At 58.5% G+C, this 15,720-nt stretch carries 18 protein-coding genes; 2 read left to right on the top strand and 16 right to left on the bottom strand.

What is annotated here, in order from left to right; all coding sequences use genetic code 11:
• Positions 1 to 2: 2 nt before the first annotated feature.
• The 16 genes from ACMYSP_RS09620 to ACMYSP_RS09545 form a co-directional block, all read right to left on the bottom strand.
• On the bottom strand, positions 3 to 413 hold the full coding sequence (locus tag ACMYSP_RS09620) for a DMT family transporter (RefSeq protein ID WP_434586523.1): 411 nt from the start codon (positions 411 to 413) through the stop codon (positions 3 to 5).
• Positions 414 to 427: 14 nt separating this feature from the next.
• Positions 428 to 1,120 carry a hypothetical protein gene (locus ACMYSP_RS09615; RefSeq protein ID WP_434586522.1) on the bottom strand — a complete coding sequence of 231 codons (693 nt, stop codon included), beginning with the start codon at positions 1,118 to 1,120 and terminating at the stop codon, positions 428 to 430.
• A 12-nt stretch (positions 1,121 to 1,132) separates the two neighbouring features.
• Positions 1,133 to 1,753 (bottom strand): phosphate propanoyltransferase, encoded by a 621-nt coding sequence (locus ACMYSP_RS09610; protein ID WP_434586521.1) that lies wholly within the window; start codon positions 1,751 to 1,753, stop codon positions 1,133 to 1,135.
• Positions 1,750 to 2,187, bottom strand: coding sequence for a BMC domain-containing protein (locus ACMYSP_RS09605; protein WP_434586519.1), 438 nt, complete (start codon positions 2,185 to 2,187; stop codon positions 1,750 to 1,752). Before ACMYSP_RS09605 ends, ACMYSP_RS09610 begins: the two co-directional genes overlap by 4 nt.
• 12 nt (positions 2,188 to 2,199) lie before the next feature.
• Positions 2,200 to 3,171: a choline TMA-lyase-activating enzyme gene (cutD, locus tag ACMYSP_RS09600; protein WP_434586517.1), complete on the bottom strand. Its 972-nt coding sequence runs from the start codon at positions 3,169 to 3,171 to the stop codon at positions 2,200 to 2,202.
• 27 nt (positions 3,172 to 3,198) lie between these two features.
• Positions 3,199 to 6,591, bottom strand: a complete 3,393-nt coding sequence (cutC, locus tag ACMYSP_RS09595; protein WP_434586516.1) for a choline trimethylamine-lyase — start codon at positions 6,589 to 6,591, stop codon at positions 3,199 to 3,201.
• Positions 6,592 to 6,616: 25 nt separating this feature from the next.
• Positions 6,617 to 7,783 (bottom strand): 1-propanol dehydrogenase PduQ, encoded by a 1,167-nt coding sequence (locus ACMYSP_RS09590; protein WP_434586514.1) that lies wholly within the window; start codon positions 7,781 to 7,783, stop codon positions 6,617 to 6,619.
• A 15-nt stretch (positions 7,784 to 7,798) separates the two neighbouring features.
• A complete protein-coding gene (locus tag ACMYSP_RS09585; RefSeq protein ID WP_434586513.1) occupies positions 7,799 to 8,056 on the bottom strand; it encodes a EutN/CcmL family microcompartment protein in 258 nt (85 codons plus the stop codon).
• A gap of 26 nt (positions 8,057 to 8,082) precedes the next feature.
• A complete protein-coding gene (locus ACMYSP_RS09580; RefSeq protein ID WP_434586510.1) occupies positions 8,083 to 9,678 on the bottom strand; it encodes an acetaldehyde dehydrogenase (acetylating) in 1,596 nt (531 codons plus the stop codon).
• Positions 9,679 to 9,731: 53 nt separating this feature from the next.
• Positions 9,732 to 10,010 (bottom strand): BMC domain-containing protein, encoded by a 279-nt coding sequence (locus tag ACMYSP_RS09575; RefSeq protein ID WP_015585230.1) that lies wholly within the window; start codon positions 10,008 to 10,010, stop codon positions 9,732 to 9,734.
• 14 nt (positions 10,011 to 10,024) lie between these two features.
• A complete protein-coding gene (locus tag ACMYSP_RS09570) occupies positions 10,025 to 10,309 on the bottom strand; it encodes a BMC domain-containing protein (RefSeq protein ID WP_041143877.1) in 285 nt (94 codons plus the stop codon).
• Positions 10,310 to 10,325: 16 nt separating this feature from the next.
• Positions 10,326 to 10,604, bottom strand: a complete 279-nt coding sequence (locus ACMYSP_RS09565; RefSeq protein WP_010634659.1) for a BMC domain-containing protein — start codon at positions 10,602 to 10,604, stop codon at positions 10,326 to 10,328.
• A 405-nt stretch (positions 10,605 to 11,009) separates the two neighbouring features.
• Entirely contained in the window at positions 11,010 to 11,528 is a 519-nt protein-coding gene (locus ACMYSP_RS09560) for a FidL-like protein (protein ID WP_434586507.1), read from the bottom strand.
• Positions 11,525 to 12,361, bottom strand: coding sequence for a winged helix-turn-helix domain-containing protein (locus ACMYSP_RS09555; RefSeq protein WP_434586506.1), 837 nt, complete (start codon positions 12,359 to 12,361; stop codon positions 11,525 to 11,527). Before ACMYSP_RS09555 ends, ACMYSP_RS09560 begins: the two co-directional genes overlap by 4 nt.
• A 66-nt stretch (positions 12,362 to 12,427) precedes the next feature.
• Positions 12,428 to 13,012: a TetR/AcrR family transcriptional regulator gene (locus ACMYSP_RS09550; RefSeq protein WP_434586505.1), complete on the bottom strand. Its 585-nt coding sequence runs from the start codon at positions 13,010 to 13,012 to the stop codon at positions 12,428 to 12,430.
• Between the two features lie 146 nt (positions 13,013 to 13,158).
• Positions 13,159 to 13,941 carry an NAD(P)H-dependent oxidoreductase gene (locus ACMYSP_RS09545; protein ID WP_434586503.1) on the bottom strand — a complete coding sequence of 261 codons (783 nt, stop codon included), beginning with the start codon at positions 13,939 to 13,941 and terminating at the stop codon, positions 13,159 to 13,161.
• 87 nt (positions 13,942 to 14,028) lie between these two features.
• Here ACMYSP_RS09545 and ACMYSP_RS09540 point away from each other — a divergent pair, with 87 nt between their 5' ends.
• Both ACMYSP_RS09540 and ACMYSP_RS09535 read left to right on the top strand, forming a co-directional pair.
• Positions 14,029 to 14,937 carry a LysR family transcriptional regulator gene (locus ACMYSP_RS09540; RefSeq protein WP_434586502.1) on the top strand — a complete coding sequence of 303 codons (909 nt, stop codon included), beginning with the start codon at positions 14,029 to 14,031 and terminating at the stop codon, positions 14,935 to 14,937.
• Complete coding sequence (locus tag ACMYSP_RS09535; protein ID WP_434586501.1) at positions 14,931 to 15,350, top strand: FosA family fosfomycin resistance glutathione transferase; 420 nt, start codon at positions 14,931 to 14,933, stop codon at positions 15,348 to 15,350. The genes ACMYSP_RS09540 and ACMYSP_RS09535 overlap by 7 nt, the downstream gene beginning before the upstream one ends.
• The last annotated feature ends 370 nt before the right edge of the window (positions 15,351 to 15,720 follow it).

Here is a 15,720-nt window from a genome sequence, read left to right as displayed (position 1 = left end):
TGTTAGTTGGCGATCTTGCGATCCAGTGGCGTTACCGGTTCGGCAGGCGCGTCAGTGCTCTCTTCGCTGCCCATTTTTGAAAACAGATTCATGATCACGATACCGCTGGCGATAATTGCCATGCCGATAATGGCTGCGGTATCCGGATGCTGGCCATAAAAGGCCATCCCCAACGTCGATACCACCAGAATGCCGGTTCCGGACCAGGTGGCGTAGGCCAGGCCGACGGGAATATCTTTAACCGCACGGGACAGCGAGTAATAGCAGGTGCAATACAGAACAATCAGCAGCCCGAGCAGCAACATTTTGGTGGAGCCTTCGCTGCTACCGAACATCTTGAGGGTGGACGTCGCCGAGGTTTCCGAAAGGATAACCAACAGCATCCATAGCCAACATTTTGTTTTTGAAGACATAATAAACTCCGGATCTATTTATTAAGGTAGGGTTCTTTATTTCTGTTTTTGAGAAAATCACTCGCGGCATCGGTTAACACGGCATCGCTGGCGGCGGCCAGCGCCGGATTATTGACGATGTCTGTGACAGTGAGATAACGACGCGCCCCGCCGACCGGCGTCGGAACGGACGCTCCCGGCCCGGCGACCAGCTTTGCCAGCAGTTCATTCATTGAGCACAGCGTGACGCCGCATGCCGTCAAGCGGGCCAGGGTCGCGTGCATCTGACTGGCGTATGGCGTCTGGCTCGCCGCGCCGCACAGCTGGTTCAGCTCGCTGTCCGGGTCGCAGTGATAGCGCAACGCCAGTACCGGCAGGCCGGCCAGCAGCACGTCGTGCAGCCGCCGGGCAACCGGGCTGCGCAACGTGCCGTTTGCCAGATCGGCCGCCAGCGGATAATCGAGATACGGCACTATCACGGCCCGCCAGGCCATCGACGGCAGCGCCGCCTGCCAGGTCCCGTACGGGATAATCTCGCCGATCGCCTGCCACTGCGCCGCATCTACTATTCCGTCTTCCAGCGCGAGGTGCAGACGCTGCCCACATCCCGCCAGACGACGGCGGATGAGCGGGCGATAGCCCTCCGCCGCGCCGACCATCACCAGCACCGGCGGCTGCAGCCGCTGGATAACCCGCGTCACCAGGTGGTCGATCTCTTCCTCGGTCATGGCTGGCCCCCGTTATGCAATAAGCGTGACCTGCGCGCCGTTTTTTAATCCGGCGGCGTTGGCTTCTTCGGTATCGATATGCAGCTCGAGGACAAAATCGTCCCGCACCCGCACCACCACTTCATCAAACGTCAGCTGGCGTTCGCCACGGCTGCCGACCTTGACCTTCTGGCCATGGCTGACGTTCAGGCGCTGCGCATCCTGCGGTGACATATGAATATGCCGCCAGGCACAGATCACCTGGGAGCGGAGCTCAACGTGGCCCGCCGGGCCAATCAGCAGGGCATTGCCGGCCTGCTCCAGTTGTCCGGATTCGCGTACCGGTGCCTGGATCCCCAGCGTAAAGGCGTCGGCGCGAGAGATTTCCAACTGGGTCACCGGACGAGTGGGGCCAAGCACGCGCACGCGGGTTAGCGAGCCTTTTGGCCCGACCACGGTCACGCACTCCTCGGCGGCAAACTGCCCCGGCTGGCGTAGTGGTTTGAACGGCGTCAGCGCATATCCCTTGCCAAACAAGGCTTCGACATCCTGCTGTGACAGGTGCACGTGACGGTTGGAGATCCCGACCGGAATATCCGGCGCGATGCGGGTCAGTCGGGCGCTAATTTTTTCCTGTAGCAGGGTGTCGATCATGCCTTCTTCCCTTTCTTGAACGCGGCACTTTTATCTTCCGCCTCGCCGGGTGTTGGTTGGGACGGCGGCAGCTCCGGTCCGCTTTTTTCCACCGACGTCGGGACGACGGCGGGTTCTGCGATGGCGGGTTTTACTGCCGCTGGTGTCGCAGGGCGCGGCGGACGGCCTTTTAATTTGCCCAGCGCCTCAACTACGCTGCGTTCCGGGCGGGCGATGACCAGTGAACCCACTACCTGGTCTGCGGCAACCACGGCAATACCGCGCTCAATGGCGGTGTGGATGGCGCTGATTTCGCCCTCGAAGCAGACGCTGACCAGCCCCGACCCGACTTTGCGATAACCAATGCAGGTCACGCCTGCAGCTTTACAGGCGGCATCGACGGCCTGAATGGCGGCGACCAGCCCTCGCGTTTCAATTACGCCTAAACTTTTCATTGTCGGCTCCTGTTAATGGCGGACTAAGCGGATATCAAAATCGAACTGCGTGAAGAACGTCTCCAGTTGGCTCAGCTCATCGGGTGAATAAGACGGGTCCTGGGTAATGGGATAGGGCATATCCAGACGCTCATATTTTTTGCGCCCCAGTTGGTGATACGGCAGCATGTCGATGCGGCGGATATTCCCGCGCTTCGCCAGCTTCTGCACATAATCAATGGCCCCGGTAATTGCATCGAATGAGTCGTTATATCCCCGCACCAGCGGCATGCGCACAATTACGTTGGCGCCGGAATCCACCAGCCATTCCAGATTGCGGCGAATACCTTCATTGCCGATGCCAAATAACGCTTTATGGTGCTCGCTGTTAATTTGCTTAATGTCGAATAAGAACGTGTCGGTAACCGGCGCCAGCTTTTGATAATTGGCCAGCGAGGTGGTGCCCTGGGTTTCGACGGCGGTATTGAGCATCATCTTTTTGCATTCGCTGAACAGGGCCACGGCAAAATCGGTCTGCAGACTCATCTCGCCGCCGCCGATGGTCACACCGCCGCCGGAGGCGATATAGAAGTCATAATCCTGCATGATGACCTCCATCAGCTCGCTGACGGTGACGTCTTTGCCCATAATATCCAGCGCGTTCTGGGTACAGATTTCTTCGCACTTGCGACAGCCGATACAGTCTTTATTGCGGTCGACGAAATGCTTCATCTCGCCGTTTTCTTCCGCCCGATAATGGATCCCGGCCGGGCAGACGTTGACGCAATCGCCACAGTTAATGCATTTGTCGTGTGAGAACATCACCTGAAACTGGCTGGTCAGCCCTTCCGGGTTGGCACACCACGGGCAGCGAATATTGCAGCCTTTGAAAAAAACCAGCGTGCGAATCCCATCGCCGTCGTAGATCGAATATTTCTGAATATTGAAGATTCGCCCGGTTAATTCTTTATTCACGCTTGCCTCCAGAAAAAATAGCCAGGACATCCTTGTCCAAAAACGTCCGTGTCTTTATCAGAACTTCTCGATGACCGTACGGCTGATAATCTCGTCCTGAACCTCTTTGCACAGCTCCACGAAGTAGGCGCTGTAGCCGGCGACGCGGACGATCAGGTCGCGATATTTTTCCGGCTCCTGCTGGGCTTTTTTCAGCACTTCGTTATCGACATAGCTGAACTGCATCTGGCCGTTGCCGAGAATCGACGCCGTGCGCAGCAGGGTGATCAGGCCATGGCGTCCTTCCGGGGTGTCGAGCAACCCTTTGAGGAACTTGAAGTTATGCACCATGCCGATGTTCATGGTCTCGACGTTCATCTTGCTCACGGACTTGATGATGGCGGTAGGACCTTGCTTGTCCGCACCCTGCGTCGGGCTGATGCCGTCGGAAAGCGGCATCCAGGCCAGGCGGCCGTTCGGCGTGGCGTTGGTCAGTTCGCCAATTGGCGTGTTGTTGGAAATGGACAACGTGCCGTGGCTGAGGGTGGAGTAGAGCATCTGGTACTGACGGCATTCACGCTCGGTCCACTCGGTGATATCCAGCGCGTACTGGTCAACGTAGTTGTCGTCGTTACCGTATTTCGGCGCGTTCAGGCAGTCGCGGCGCAGCGCCTCGAAGCCCTCGAAGTTCGCCAGCATCGCGTCGCGCATCTGCTCGAGGGTGTATTTTTTATCCTCAAACACCAGCTTGCGGATGGCGGCGAGGGAGTCGACGTAGGTCGCCAGGCCGGAGAAGATAAGCCCAGGCCCGTGGTTGACCATCGCACCACCGGCGGCGACATCTTTGCCACTTTCCATGCAGCCTTCCACCAGCAGCGACATCAGCGGTTTCGGCGCCACGTCGCGGTGTACGCGCTGGCTGATCACGGTGCCAATCGCCGACAGACGCACGATATGGGCAATCTGCTTCTTCACTGCCGCATCAAATTCTTCGAAGGTGCGCAGGTCGCGCAGGTCGCCGGTATCCAGCCCCTGATAGCTATCAAACAGCACCATCCGGCCGCGGTTGAGCACAAACTCGATGGCAATAGGCCACTGGGTGTAGCCGGTGGAGGTCCACTGGTAGATACGGCCGGATTTCTGCGGCTCGACGCAGCCCATCAGGCAGTAATCGCGGGCGTCTTCAAAGTCGAAGCCCTTGCGCAGCATCATCTTGATATGCGAATCATCGAAGTGACAGGCCGGGAAGCCCATGCCCGCTTTCACCACGTCGACGATTTTTTCCATATATTTTTGCGGCGACTGGTTGTGAATACGGCAGGCCAACGATGGCTGGTAGACCTTCACGAAGCGCACGGCATCCATAATCAGGTAGGTCAGGTCGTTACAGGCATCTCCGCCGCTGCGCTTCTGACCGCCGACGGTCAGGTTAATAAACGGCTGGTAGCCGGCAAAGTATTTCGCCCCCAGCTCGCTGGACATCCACATCAGCTCGGCGCACTTGATAATAAACGCCTGCATCATCTCCAGCGCAGTGTCGTGCGTCAGGCGACCTTCGCGAATATCGGCTTCAAACATCGGGTAGCAGTACTGGTCAACGCGGCCCAGCGACAGACCGGTCTGGTTCTCTTCAATTTCGAACAGCGACTCCACGGTCCAGATGCTTTGCAGCGCTTCCTGCAGCGTTTTCGGCGGGTTTGCCGGGACATTCTGGTTTACCTCGGCAATGGTCAGCAGTTCGGCGCGACGCTGAGCATTCTGCTCAAGGGCGGCCAGCTCACGGGCGCGGGCGGCAATACGGTGAGAGTAGTTAATCACCCCTTCGCAGGTTTCAATCGCCGCTTTGTAGTAGTAGATGCGGTCGATATCTTCCGGGTTCTCCATGCTCAGCTGCGCGAGATGCGCCTCGGCATCGGCTTTAATACCGTTCATCCCTTTGGTGAACAGCAGCACGTCATAGCCCGGGCAGGTGTCGCCGCCGCCGTTGATCTGGTGGTAGGAGAGGTCGCTGACGAAGGTCTCGCCGCTAAACGCCCACACGCCTGCTTCGCGGTACTGCGCTTCGCAGATCTCGTCCAGCGAACGGCCTTCCCAGAACGGCACGATCTCTTCGCGAATGGTTTTTTTATCTGCTTCGCTGATCTCAAACGGATCCTGCGGGCGGGTGCTCATGGTATCGAGCTCGTCGCGCACCCAGCGCCAGGCGATATCCGGTGAGAAGGCGCCGGCACGCGGTTTGCCGCACGGATGGCCGACGATCAGTTCGTCGTCCTGAATCAGGATCGGCGCGGTTTCGCAGGCGTGACGGAAGGCTTTGGCACGCAGCAGAATTGTTGGCATGCCCGGGTTGGCTTTCACCACCTCGGTAAAGGCCAGCGCGCGATAGATGGACACGCTCGGGCGTACCGTCAGGTAATGGTTGCGCAGGCGTTGCATACGCGGAGTCAGTCCCTCCACCGTCGGGGTGTTGCTCTCGGCGGCAAACGGTATGGATGAGACGCTTCCGGCGCCGCTGAACAGGCGAACCGGCAGGTTCAGCGCGCTCAGGTTGCGCTGCGCGCAGAGGAACAGGCCGGAGAGTTCGTTGATGATGAGGTTGGCATCATCGAGTTGCGCGCCGTGCAGCAGGGCATCGAACATCGGGTAGCCGTCGATCGCGCAGGGGGCGCGGACGTCGCTCAACTGTGCCAGTTTGAACCACAGGCACTCGACGATTTCATATGCCTGCTGTGGCGTCAGGAGACCGCTGGCAATGTCGCGTTGATACCACGGCAGCAGAACTTTATCGGCGCCTTCCGGGTTGACCGCGTAGCTGCCGTTGTCCAGCTGCAGCGCCAGCTGGAACAGATAAAAGGCCTGGCAGGCTTCTTTAAAGTTGCGTGCCGGGTGGGCTGGTACCTGATGCAGGATCGTCGCGCTCTCGCGCAGTTCGGCCTGACGGTAGGGGTTACTTTCCGCCGCGGCCAGCGTTTCGGCGCTGGTGGCCAGCTTTTGTGCCAGGGTGAGCAGCGCGTCGCAGGCATACAGGGCGGCGCGGCAGCCGTTTACTTCATCCATGCCGCTGCGGCTGACGGCGCTGCCGAGGCTGCGGGTTTTCTCTTCCAACTGGTGTTTAATCGCCAGCACGCCCTGCTCGACAATCAACCGGTAGTCCGGTGAGTCCAGTTCACTGTTAAGATTGAGGAAGCGGAACGCCGACGGGCGCTGGGCGGCGCTTTCATCGTGGAAAATGGCGCCGCGCGGTTTGCGGGTCTGGTCGCCGACAATCAGCTCATCGGGGCTGATGCCAACCGGCAGCTGGCGCATCAGCTCATAGAAGCGGCGCGCCGGTTTGACGACGGCGGGAATGCCCGCGATATCACCATCCAGGGCGTTCAGCGTGGCGGCATGCTCGGTGCACAGGGTACTTTTTTGTGAGAGTAAACGTTCAGCCAGCACGGTGACGCGCGGCGTTAAGCTGTAGTGTGCCATGGGTAAGGTTCTCCAAATCTTGTTATCAGTCGCCCTGAACGGCGACGCCGCTCTGGTGCCCGGTCCAGGCCCGGCGATAAATCCCGGTTAACGCGCTGGCGTCCGGCGTACGTGGATTGGTCGGCGTACAGCTGTCGCGCAGCGCCTGGCCAACCATCTCTGCCAGTCGTTGTTCAAATTCGGCAGCGTCGACGCGGGTCTCCCCAATGCCGGTCGGCATGGTCATTTCATCTTTTAGCGCCTGAATCGCCACCAGCAGGCTGGCGACGCCCTGACGCGTGGTGGCGGCAGGCAGGTCCAGCAGGTGGGCCAGTCGGGCATATTTGTGGGCGGCGGCGGTGTCGCACTGCCCCTGATAATCCGCGTTCCATGCCACCACTTCGGCCATTAACAGGGCGTTAGCGCGACCGTGCGGAACATGGAAGATGCCGCCAAGCGCATGGGCCAGACTGTGGGTGATGCCCAGCGATGCGTTGGTAAACGCCATCCCCGCCATGCAGGAGGCGTTGTGCATCTTTTCGCGTGCCAGCAGGTTGTCACCGCTCCGCCAGCAGGTAGGCAGATAGCGGAACACCTGCTGCACTACTTTTTCAGCCAGCGCATCGGAAAAGTCGCTGGCGGCGCGGGAGACATAGGCCTCCAGCGCGTGGCACAGCACGTCCATTCCGGTATCGGCGGTGATAGCGGGCGGAACGGAGGCAACCAGCGCCGGGTCGAGCAGGGCGATATCCGGCAGCAGCGTCGGGTCGACCAGCACCAGTTTTTCGTTGTGGGCTTTCACCACCGAAAACGCCGTCACTTCAGAACCGGTGCCGCTGGTGGTCGGGATCGCCACAAAGCAAGGGCGCTGGCGTTCGGCCTGTGGGCGGGTCTGTGCCAGGGCGAAAATAACCGCTTTGGCCGCATCAATCACCGATCCGCCGCCCAGCGCCACTACCAGATCCGGATAACAGGCATCCATCAGTTTCATACCGCGCACGATGGTGGCAATATCCGGGTCGGCAACCACGTCGTCCCAGACCTGGAAGGCGATACCGCGCTGGCGCAGGATCCGCGTGACGCGATCGGCGAGGCCAAACGTGATCATCGCCTGGTCGGTGACCAGCAGAACGTGGCGGGCGGGCAGCTCGTTCAGGACCGACAGGGCGTCCTGGCCGAAGCAGATCCGGGGTTTCAGCAAAAATTCACTCATTGGGTTATTCACTCCTTAAGCGTCCCGAAACACGTTCTCGACAATGGCAACCACCGACATGGCTTTGTAGTGCGCCTGGTTGAGCGAGAAATACGCTTCTGCCAGGACAATGTCGTGCATGCCAGCGCCAACGCTATCGACGGCGACCCAGGTCTGGTCCTTCATTGGCTGCTGGTTATCGTCTAATTTGACGATCAGCAGCAGGTTGCTACCGCGTAGCTCAGCGCATTTCTGCGTGGCGACGACATGGCCGACTACCTTTGCGAGAATCATCGTTTTTATCGCCTTATATCAAAGTGTTACTTACCAAGGCGTTCCAGCACCTGGCGGATGACGCGTTCCACGTTTTGCTCGTTAATCTCGCTCTGCATCCCGGCGATTGCGGGAACGGCAAAGCGGTCATCGGCCTGGGCATCGTGGGTCACCGCCGTCGGTGCGCGGAAGCGTTGATCGTCGACGATGCTGTGATGCGGGTTACTGCTCGGGGTGACGATGGCTGGCTGCGGTTCCGGGCGGCTGCCTGGGGCGCGTAGTTCATCGATAGATCGCACGCCGTAGCCCACTTTGCGGATGTTAAGCAGGTTCATCGGCCCGACGTTATCGGAGCTGGAGCCGCCGCCGACCGCACCGCAGCCGAGGGTTAGTGCCGGGGTGATATTGGTGGTCGCCCCAATGCCGCCCAGCGCCGCCGGGGTGTTGATCAAAATACGGTTCACGGGTTTTTCGAGGCAGAACTGGCGAATCACATCCTGGTTGCGGGTATGGATAACCAGCGTGTGGCCGAGCCCTTCGTTGGTCAGCAGCTCCATCACGCGATGGCAGGCTGCTTTCCAGTCCTCTTCGACATACAGGCCGAGTACCGGGCACAGCTTTTCACGAGAGTAGGGATTCTTGTGGCAGACGGTGGTCTGTTCGGCGATCAGTACTTTGGTGCTGGCAGGTACGCTGAAGCCGGCAAGCTGGCTGAGATAGAGGGCGGTTTTGCCGACCACTTTCGGGTTAATGGTGCCGTTCGGGCGCAGCAGCAGCGCCGCCATTTTGGCCGCTTCAGCTTCATTCATGAAGTACGTGCCCTGGGCTTCCAGCTCACGGTGCACTTCATCATAAATGCAGCGTTCGACGATGATCGACTGCTCAGAGGCGCAGATCACGCCATTATCGAAGGTTTTACTGGTGATAATATCTTTCACCGCATGGTGAATATCGGCGCTACGTTCGATAAAGGCCGGGCCGTTCCCCGGGCCGCCGCTGATGGTTGGCGTGCCGGAAGCGTAGGCCGCCCGTACCATGCCTTCACCGCCGGTGGCGAGGATCAGCGAGACCTCTTTGCTGTGCATCAGTTCAGAGGTGGCATCCAGCGTCAGTTCGGTAATGCCGCTGACGCAGCCTGCCGGTGCGCCTGCCGCTTCGGCAGCGCGGGCGACTATCTCAATCGCTTTCCAGCTGCACTGGCGTGCCCCTGGATGCGGAGAGAAGATAATCGCGTTGCCGGCTTTCAGGGCGATCAGCGTTTTATAGATAACGGTAGAGGTTGGGTTGGTCGAAGGGACCAGCGCACAAATCACCCCCAGCGGCACGCCCACGTCCATCACTTTTTTAAGCGGATCGTCATGAATGATGCCGACGGTCTTCATATCTTTGATGGCGTCGTAGACGCGCAGCGAAGCGAAACGGTTCTTCAGCACCTTGTCCTGCCAGTTGCCGAACCCGGTTTCTTCCGCGGCCATTTTCGCCAGCGTTTCGGCGTGGTGCGCTGCTTCCTGGGCCACGTTTTTCACGATGGCGTCGATTTGTTGCTGCGAAAAGGTGGCCAGAATCGCCTGAGCCTTTTTGGCGCTGCGCACCAGTTCCCGCGCGTTCTGGCGGGACTGCAAATCGTTATCCAGTTCAATCATGAGTCTATCCTTCATCAGACGAAAAGAGTGGGGACGGGGCGTGCCCTGTCAGGTCATGCCTTGTGCTGCGACGCGATTTTTTCGATATCGTTATGCGGGCGGGCAATGACGCGAGAGGTGACCACTTCGCCGATGCGTTTTGCCGCTTCCACGCCGGAGTCAACGGCGGCGTTAACGGCGCCGACATCGCCTTTCACCATCGCGGTGACCAGCCCGGAGCCGACGTTTTCATAGCCAATCAGCTCGACGTTGGCGGCTTTGCACATCGCATCTGCCGCTTCAATACAGGCCACCAGACCTTTGGTTTCAATGAGACCAAGTGCTTCTTTCATCATGTTGTCTCCCGTTATTCCGCGACTTTGTAATGCGCGACAATTTTGTTGATGTCGTTATGTGGACGGGCGATAACCAGTGAGGTCACCACTTCCCCGATGCGCTGTGCGGACTCCACGCCGGAATCCACCGCTGCCTTGACCGCGCCGACATCGCCTTTCACCATCGCGGTGACCAGCCCGGAGCCGACGTTTTCATAGCCAATCAGCTCGACGTTGGCGGCTTTACACATCGCATCAGCCGCTTCAATACAGGCCACCAGACCTTTGGTTTCAATCAGACCTAATGCATCACCCATTTGCGTTCTCCCGGCCTTAAGCCTTGTGTTTAATGACGATTTTGTTGATGTCGTTATGCGGACGGGCGATAACCAGCGAGGTCACCACTTCGCCGATGCGCTGCGCCGATTCCACGCCGGAATCGACTGCGGCTTTGACGGCACCGACGTCGCCCTTCACCATGACGGTGACCAACCCGGAGCCGATGTTTTCATAGCTAATCAACTCGACGTTGGCGGACTTGCACATCGCATCCGCCGCTTCAATGCAGGCCACCAGGCCTTTGGTTTCAATAAGCCCCAATGCATCACCCATGGTGATCTCCTCCAGAACAAGTTTTGTGATTCGGGAAAACCGTCCGCGTCACGGCGTCAACACGCGGTAGCGGCGTTCGAAAGTCACTATAGGGCGTAGGGATATAAGTGAAATTTAAATTCGCAAGACGTCTGTTTTTAGTTTTTTGTTCTGCAATTTAGCGTTTGTGAATACTGTATTTATCTGTTTGTGCTGATGCGCTGGGAGTGATTTGGCGCTGGATATGGCGGTTTTTGCTGTGCAGAACCGGGCGATGGGGAATGTTAACGGGATGCTAATTTATTGCGGAGAAGGGGTAATTTAACCCTCGTGAAAGTGTGGCTACGATCGTATTTTTTCGCGGAGGCTAAAAGCAAAAAGTGCGGTTTCCTGAGCTGGAGCGGCGAGCAATATTATGTGGTGGGGTTAATCGAGCTGGCTGCCGGATTTCAGCGTGCAGACAAACAGCGGCGAATTGATGGAGCTGAGCAGGATTGCTTTCTCGTTGAGCTTCTGGGCATTGAGAAACAGGCCGTCATGGCTGTCTGACATTTCACGCATAAAGTAGGCAAAGATAACGTCCGGAGACTCGTCGATGGATGACGCGCTGGATTCCCACTTGCTGATGCGGTAGTGGCGCTCGGTGGGGGAGATGCGTTGGCTGCTGTAGTTAAATTTGACGTAGCGTTGCAGATAGAGCCAGCCGGCGGCGGAGTCGGTATAACCCTCCACCACCATTGAGCCTTTGCCGCCTGTGGCAAAAGTGAAATGAATATTGCCGTTGACGTTCTCTTTATCCATGTTTTCAAAGCGCATGATGGCTTTGGTTGAACAGCTCATCACGCCCTCTTTTTCTACGGGCAGCAGTTTCCAGGTGCTGACGCCGGCGGCGGCGATAAATACCAGGGTGGAGAAGGCGAAGAAGGAGCGTGGCGCGAGTTTCATTGCGGCTTCCAGGAGTAGTAGAAATAGTTATCGCAATAGCTGAACGGGTTGTCTTCATGCATGGCGCAGTGGGCAAGGAACACCCGGCCGAGGCCATTGGTTTCCAGTCTGTCGCCGTAGAAGAAAACAAAACGTTCGCCGGGCTTGCACTCCAGCTTCAGTCGTTGGCGCACCTCATCAAAGTTTGCGCCGTAGGCGGTGGCCGACACGGAGCGCAGCATCTCATCACTGGCCAACAGTTCACACTGGCTATGGTGCATCTGGGTCAGCGTAATCGGTCGGGGTGGCGAATGGCCGACGAAAGCGCTCATCACCAGCAGCAGGGCGATGACCAGCAGGCAGACGCCGGCAAGGTACCAGCAGGTGCCCCGGCGATGGCCTGGCGGTGCCGTTTTTGGTGTTTCTGCTACCGGGGCGCTGGGCTGCGGGAGCGGTTGCGCATCGGGTGCGTTATTCACCTCTGCGGCGGTGATGGCCGTTGCCAGGGGTATCGCCGGTGCGGCGTCCATGAGGTCGATGGTGAGCTCGGGATTGAGCTGTAACATGCCGCGCGATACGGTGACGATGATGTTATCGATATCGTAGTGGCGGAAGGTTTTACGCAGCATGCTCAGATACTGGTTGAGATTGCTGTTTGATGAGGTTAAGCCATTGTCATCCCATACTTTTTTCAATACCTCATTGCGGCTGATAACGCCGGTGTGGCACAGGAAATAGTACAGCAGCGCGCTGGCGGTGATGGACAACTGGCTGTCTGGTTCATTGCTCCCCGGGAGGGTGAGGGTGCCGTCCGTTGCATCATAAATCAGACGGGCATTGATGTTGTAGCGCATCGCGGCCTCGATCTCAGCGCCTGTCTCATCAGGCTATGTTGTTATCAGTCTGGCGCCGGATAGTGTTTACGCCGGCAGCGTCATCATCGTCAGATCGCTCACCAGCGACTGGCGATGATCGGCGTTCATGGTGGGCCCCTCCGTTAGCTCTGACAGCCAGATGCCGTCTGCGGCATAGCGCACCAGGGTACCGGTGTGGCTGTTATCCAGCGCATCGCCCTGTGCCAGATGGGCCAGCATCCAGTCGCGCCAGCATTTTCGCAGTACCGGTTCATCCGGCATCGCCAGCGACAGTACCATCAACTGACGGCTTTCGTGGGTGCCGGTCAGTTCAGGGGCAGACAGATAATGCAAATACGCGCGGGTAAAGCGACCGTAAGCGATGTTATCGGCAGCCATGAGCTCCGCGATGGCCTTTTCCATAATGGCCAGCAGCCGGGCAAACAGGGCGAATATCAGGGCCTGCTTATTGGGAAAATGGTGTAAAAGACCACCTTTGCTGACCCCGGCTTCACGCGCGACGGCGTTTAATGAGAGTGCGGCAATGCCATCTCTGCCGGCAATCATCGCCGCGGACTCAAGCAGTTGGCGATGCAGGCGGACGGGATCTTTTTTGCGATGCTGAGCTTCCGTTTTCATGGACGAGATCATACCGACCAGACGGTATGATTATTCTTGATAGCGATCAAGATGAGGGCCAGCGTCATGAGGTGGATTGTCGTTATTGCGTGGAGGCTCACAATTAACATTATTCATGTTGGTGGTATTCGTTGTGCGCGAATACCACCATGAAAGATTCACATCGTGTTCAAATGGATTGCCAGCCCGCTTTCCCCGGCTGCCAGTTCCGGGCGAAGCGCCAGGGATGGGATTAGGTAGTCGCCGTGATTTTGCCGACGGAACGGGATTGGCGTGGCTTCCCCCAGCGTATCTAGTCGCAGTCCCAGCTCTCGGCACTGTTGCGCAAAGCGCTGCTGGTCTGTTTTTTCCGTACGGTAAAACACCAGTGGTGGCAGCACCTCAAAGCCGGGGTAAAACAGCATTCCGTGCTGGATCGGAAACAGAATATCGTTAATCGGTCCGTTAATTCCCCGTGGGGCGTAATGTTCCTCCCATCCGCCGGTAGTGACAACCAGCATTGCCCGTTTACCGGTCAGGGTACCTTCGCCGTAACGGTCGCCCCAGTGGCGGTCGCTGTGTTCCCCGACACCATAGGCAAAACCATAGGCGTAAACCCGGTCAATCCAGCCCTTCATTATTGCCGGCATCGAGAACCACCACAGCGGAAACTGGAAAACCACCGTATCCGCCCACAGCAGCTTCTCTTGTTCCGCAACGATATCCGCGCTTTGGGTTCCCTGTTCAAAGGCCTGCTTTGAATCGAGCGTCGAGCGCCAGAACTCGCCGACCGGCGGAGCCGTGCTGTCGTCAGCATCAAAACCTGCTTTCCAGCGCATGGCGTAGAGATCGGAAACCTGCACCTCATGACCGGAATTTTGCAGATGCTGGACGGCAAAATCTTTGAGCGCACCGTTCAGGGAGCGCGGCTCCGGATGGGCGTAAATCAGCAGTACTTTCATGATAATCACCTCTGAGTGATGGAAAGCTGCAGAGTAGGTGGTTGGTCGCTATAGTAGAAATTAATTACTTAAATCCCAGGTATAGCTGTGATTAATTTACATCGTCTGGATCTCAACCTGCTGCGCACGCTCGATGTGTTGCTGAGTGAGAATAACGTCACGCGCGCGGCGCAACGGCTCAATCTGTCGCAGCCGTCGGTCAGCATCCAGCTGGCGCGCCTGCGGGAAATTTTTGCCGACCCGCTGCTATTACCAGGGCCACGTGGGATGCTGCCCACCGCCCGTGCCGATGCGCTACGCGGGCCGCTACGTGATGCCCTACTGGCGCTGGAGTTGGCGGTAGCTCCCGCCGACATCTTCGAACCGCTGACGGCGACACAGACCTGGCGAATTGCGGCTACGGACTATATGGCCTCGGCGATTGTGCTGCCGGCGCTGAAAACCCTACGTAGCGCTTCCCCGTCAAGCCGACTGGCTATCTTCGAGCTCCAGCCTTCCCGTCTGGTCCAGCAGGCGGAGCGTGACGAGGTCGATCTGTTCTTTCATACCCGTGACGGCGCCCCGCAGGAGCTACATCAGCGGCTGTTGTTCAGCGAGCGTTACGTGCTGGCGGGCAGAGCGGGACATCCCGCGCTGCAGGCGTCTTTGGATCTGGCGCAGTTTTGCCAGTTGGATCAGGTTATTGTCTCTCCGGACGGCGGTGGTTTCAGCGCCGCAACCGATACTGCACTGGCCAACCTTGGGTATTCGCGGCGGGTTGTCCTTTCAGTGCCACATTTCCTGTTTATGCTGGAAACGCTGCGTAGCAGCGATTTGGTTGCTATGTTGCCGGAGCGGCTGCTGCGCGGGATGAGCGGACTGACGGTTATCGAACCACCGCTGGCAATTGCCGGGTTTGATATGCTGATGCTGTGGCACGAGCGCTGGCACCGTGACCCGGCGCACCGCTGGCTGCGCCAGCAGATTGTGAGGTCATTAGAGGATAAGTCATGTTAAGCGGATTAAATCATCTGACCCTGGCGGTCAGCGAGCTGGCGTCGAGCGTCGTATTTTATCAGCAGCTGTTAGGGATGAAACTGCACGCCCGCTGGGACAACGGTGCCTATCTTTCCTGTGGCGATCTGTGGCTGTGCCTGTCGCTGGATCCGCAGCGGCGCGTGACCCCACCGGAAGAGAGCGACTACACCCACTACGCGTTTAGTGTTACCGAGGCCGATTTCGCCGGGTTTGCTGCGCGACTGGAGGTGGCAGGAGTGGCGGTGTGGAAGGTGAACCGCAGCGAAGGAGCATCGCATTACTTCCTCGACCCCGATGGCCACAAGCTGGAACTACACGTTGGTAACCTTGCCCAGCGCCTGGCGGCATGTCGTGAGCAGCCCTATAAAGGCATGGTGTTTTTTGATGAGTGAAGGGAAGTGCGTCGTGGGCAGAACCGGTGAGCGCCACTCCCCGGAGGCGGCGCTTTGCGCCTTGTCCGGGCTACCAACGGCGGGGGTGTCTGTAGCCCCGGTCAGCACAGCTCCCCGGAGGCGGCGCATTGCGCCTTGTCCGGGCTACCTACTACCAACGGCGGGGCATCTGTAGCCCCGGTCAGCACAGCTCCCCGGAGGCGGCGCTTTGCGCCTTGTCCGGGCTACCAACGGCGGGGCATCTGTAGCCCCGGTAAGTACAACTCCCCGGAGGCGGCGCTTTGCGCCTTGTCCGGGCTACCAACTACCAACGGCGGGGTATCTGTAGCCCCGGTAAGCACAACTCCCCGGAGGCGGCGCTTTGCGCCTT

The sequence above is a fragment of the Klebsiella sp. R390 genome (assembly GCF_051131745.1).
Taxonomy (GTDB): Bacteria; Pseudomonadota; Gammaproteobacteria; order Enterobacterales; family Enterobacteriaceae; genus Klebsiella.
The sequence above is the reverse complement of the archived record's forward strand: the minus strand, read 5'-3'. Positions and strand labels throughout refer to the sequence as shown.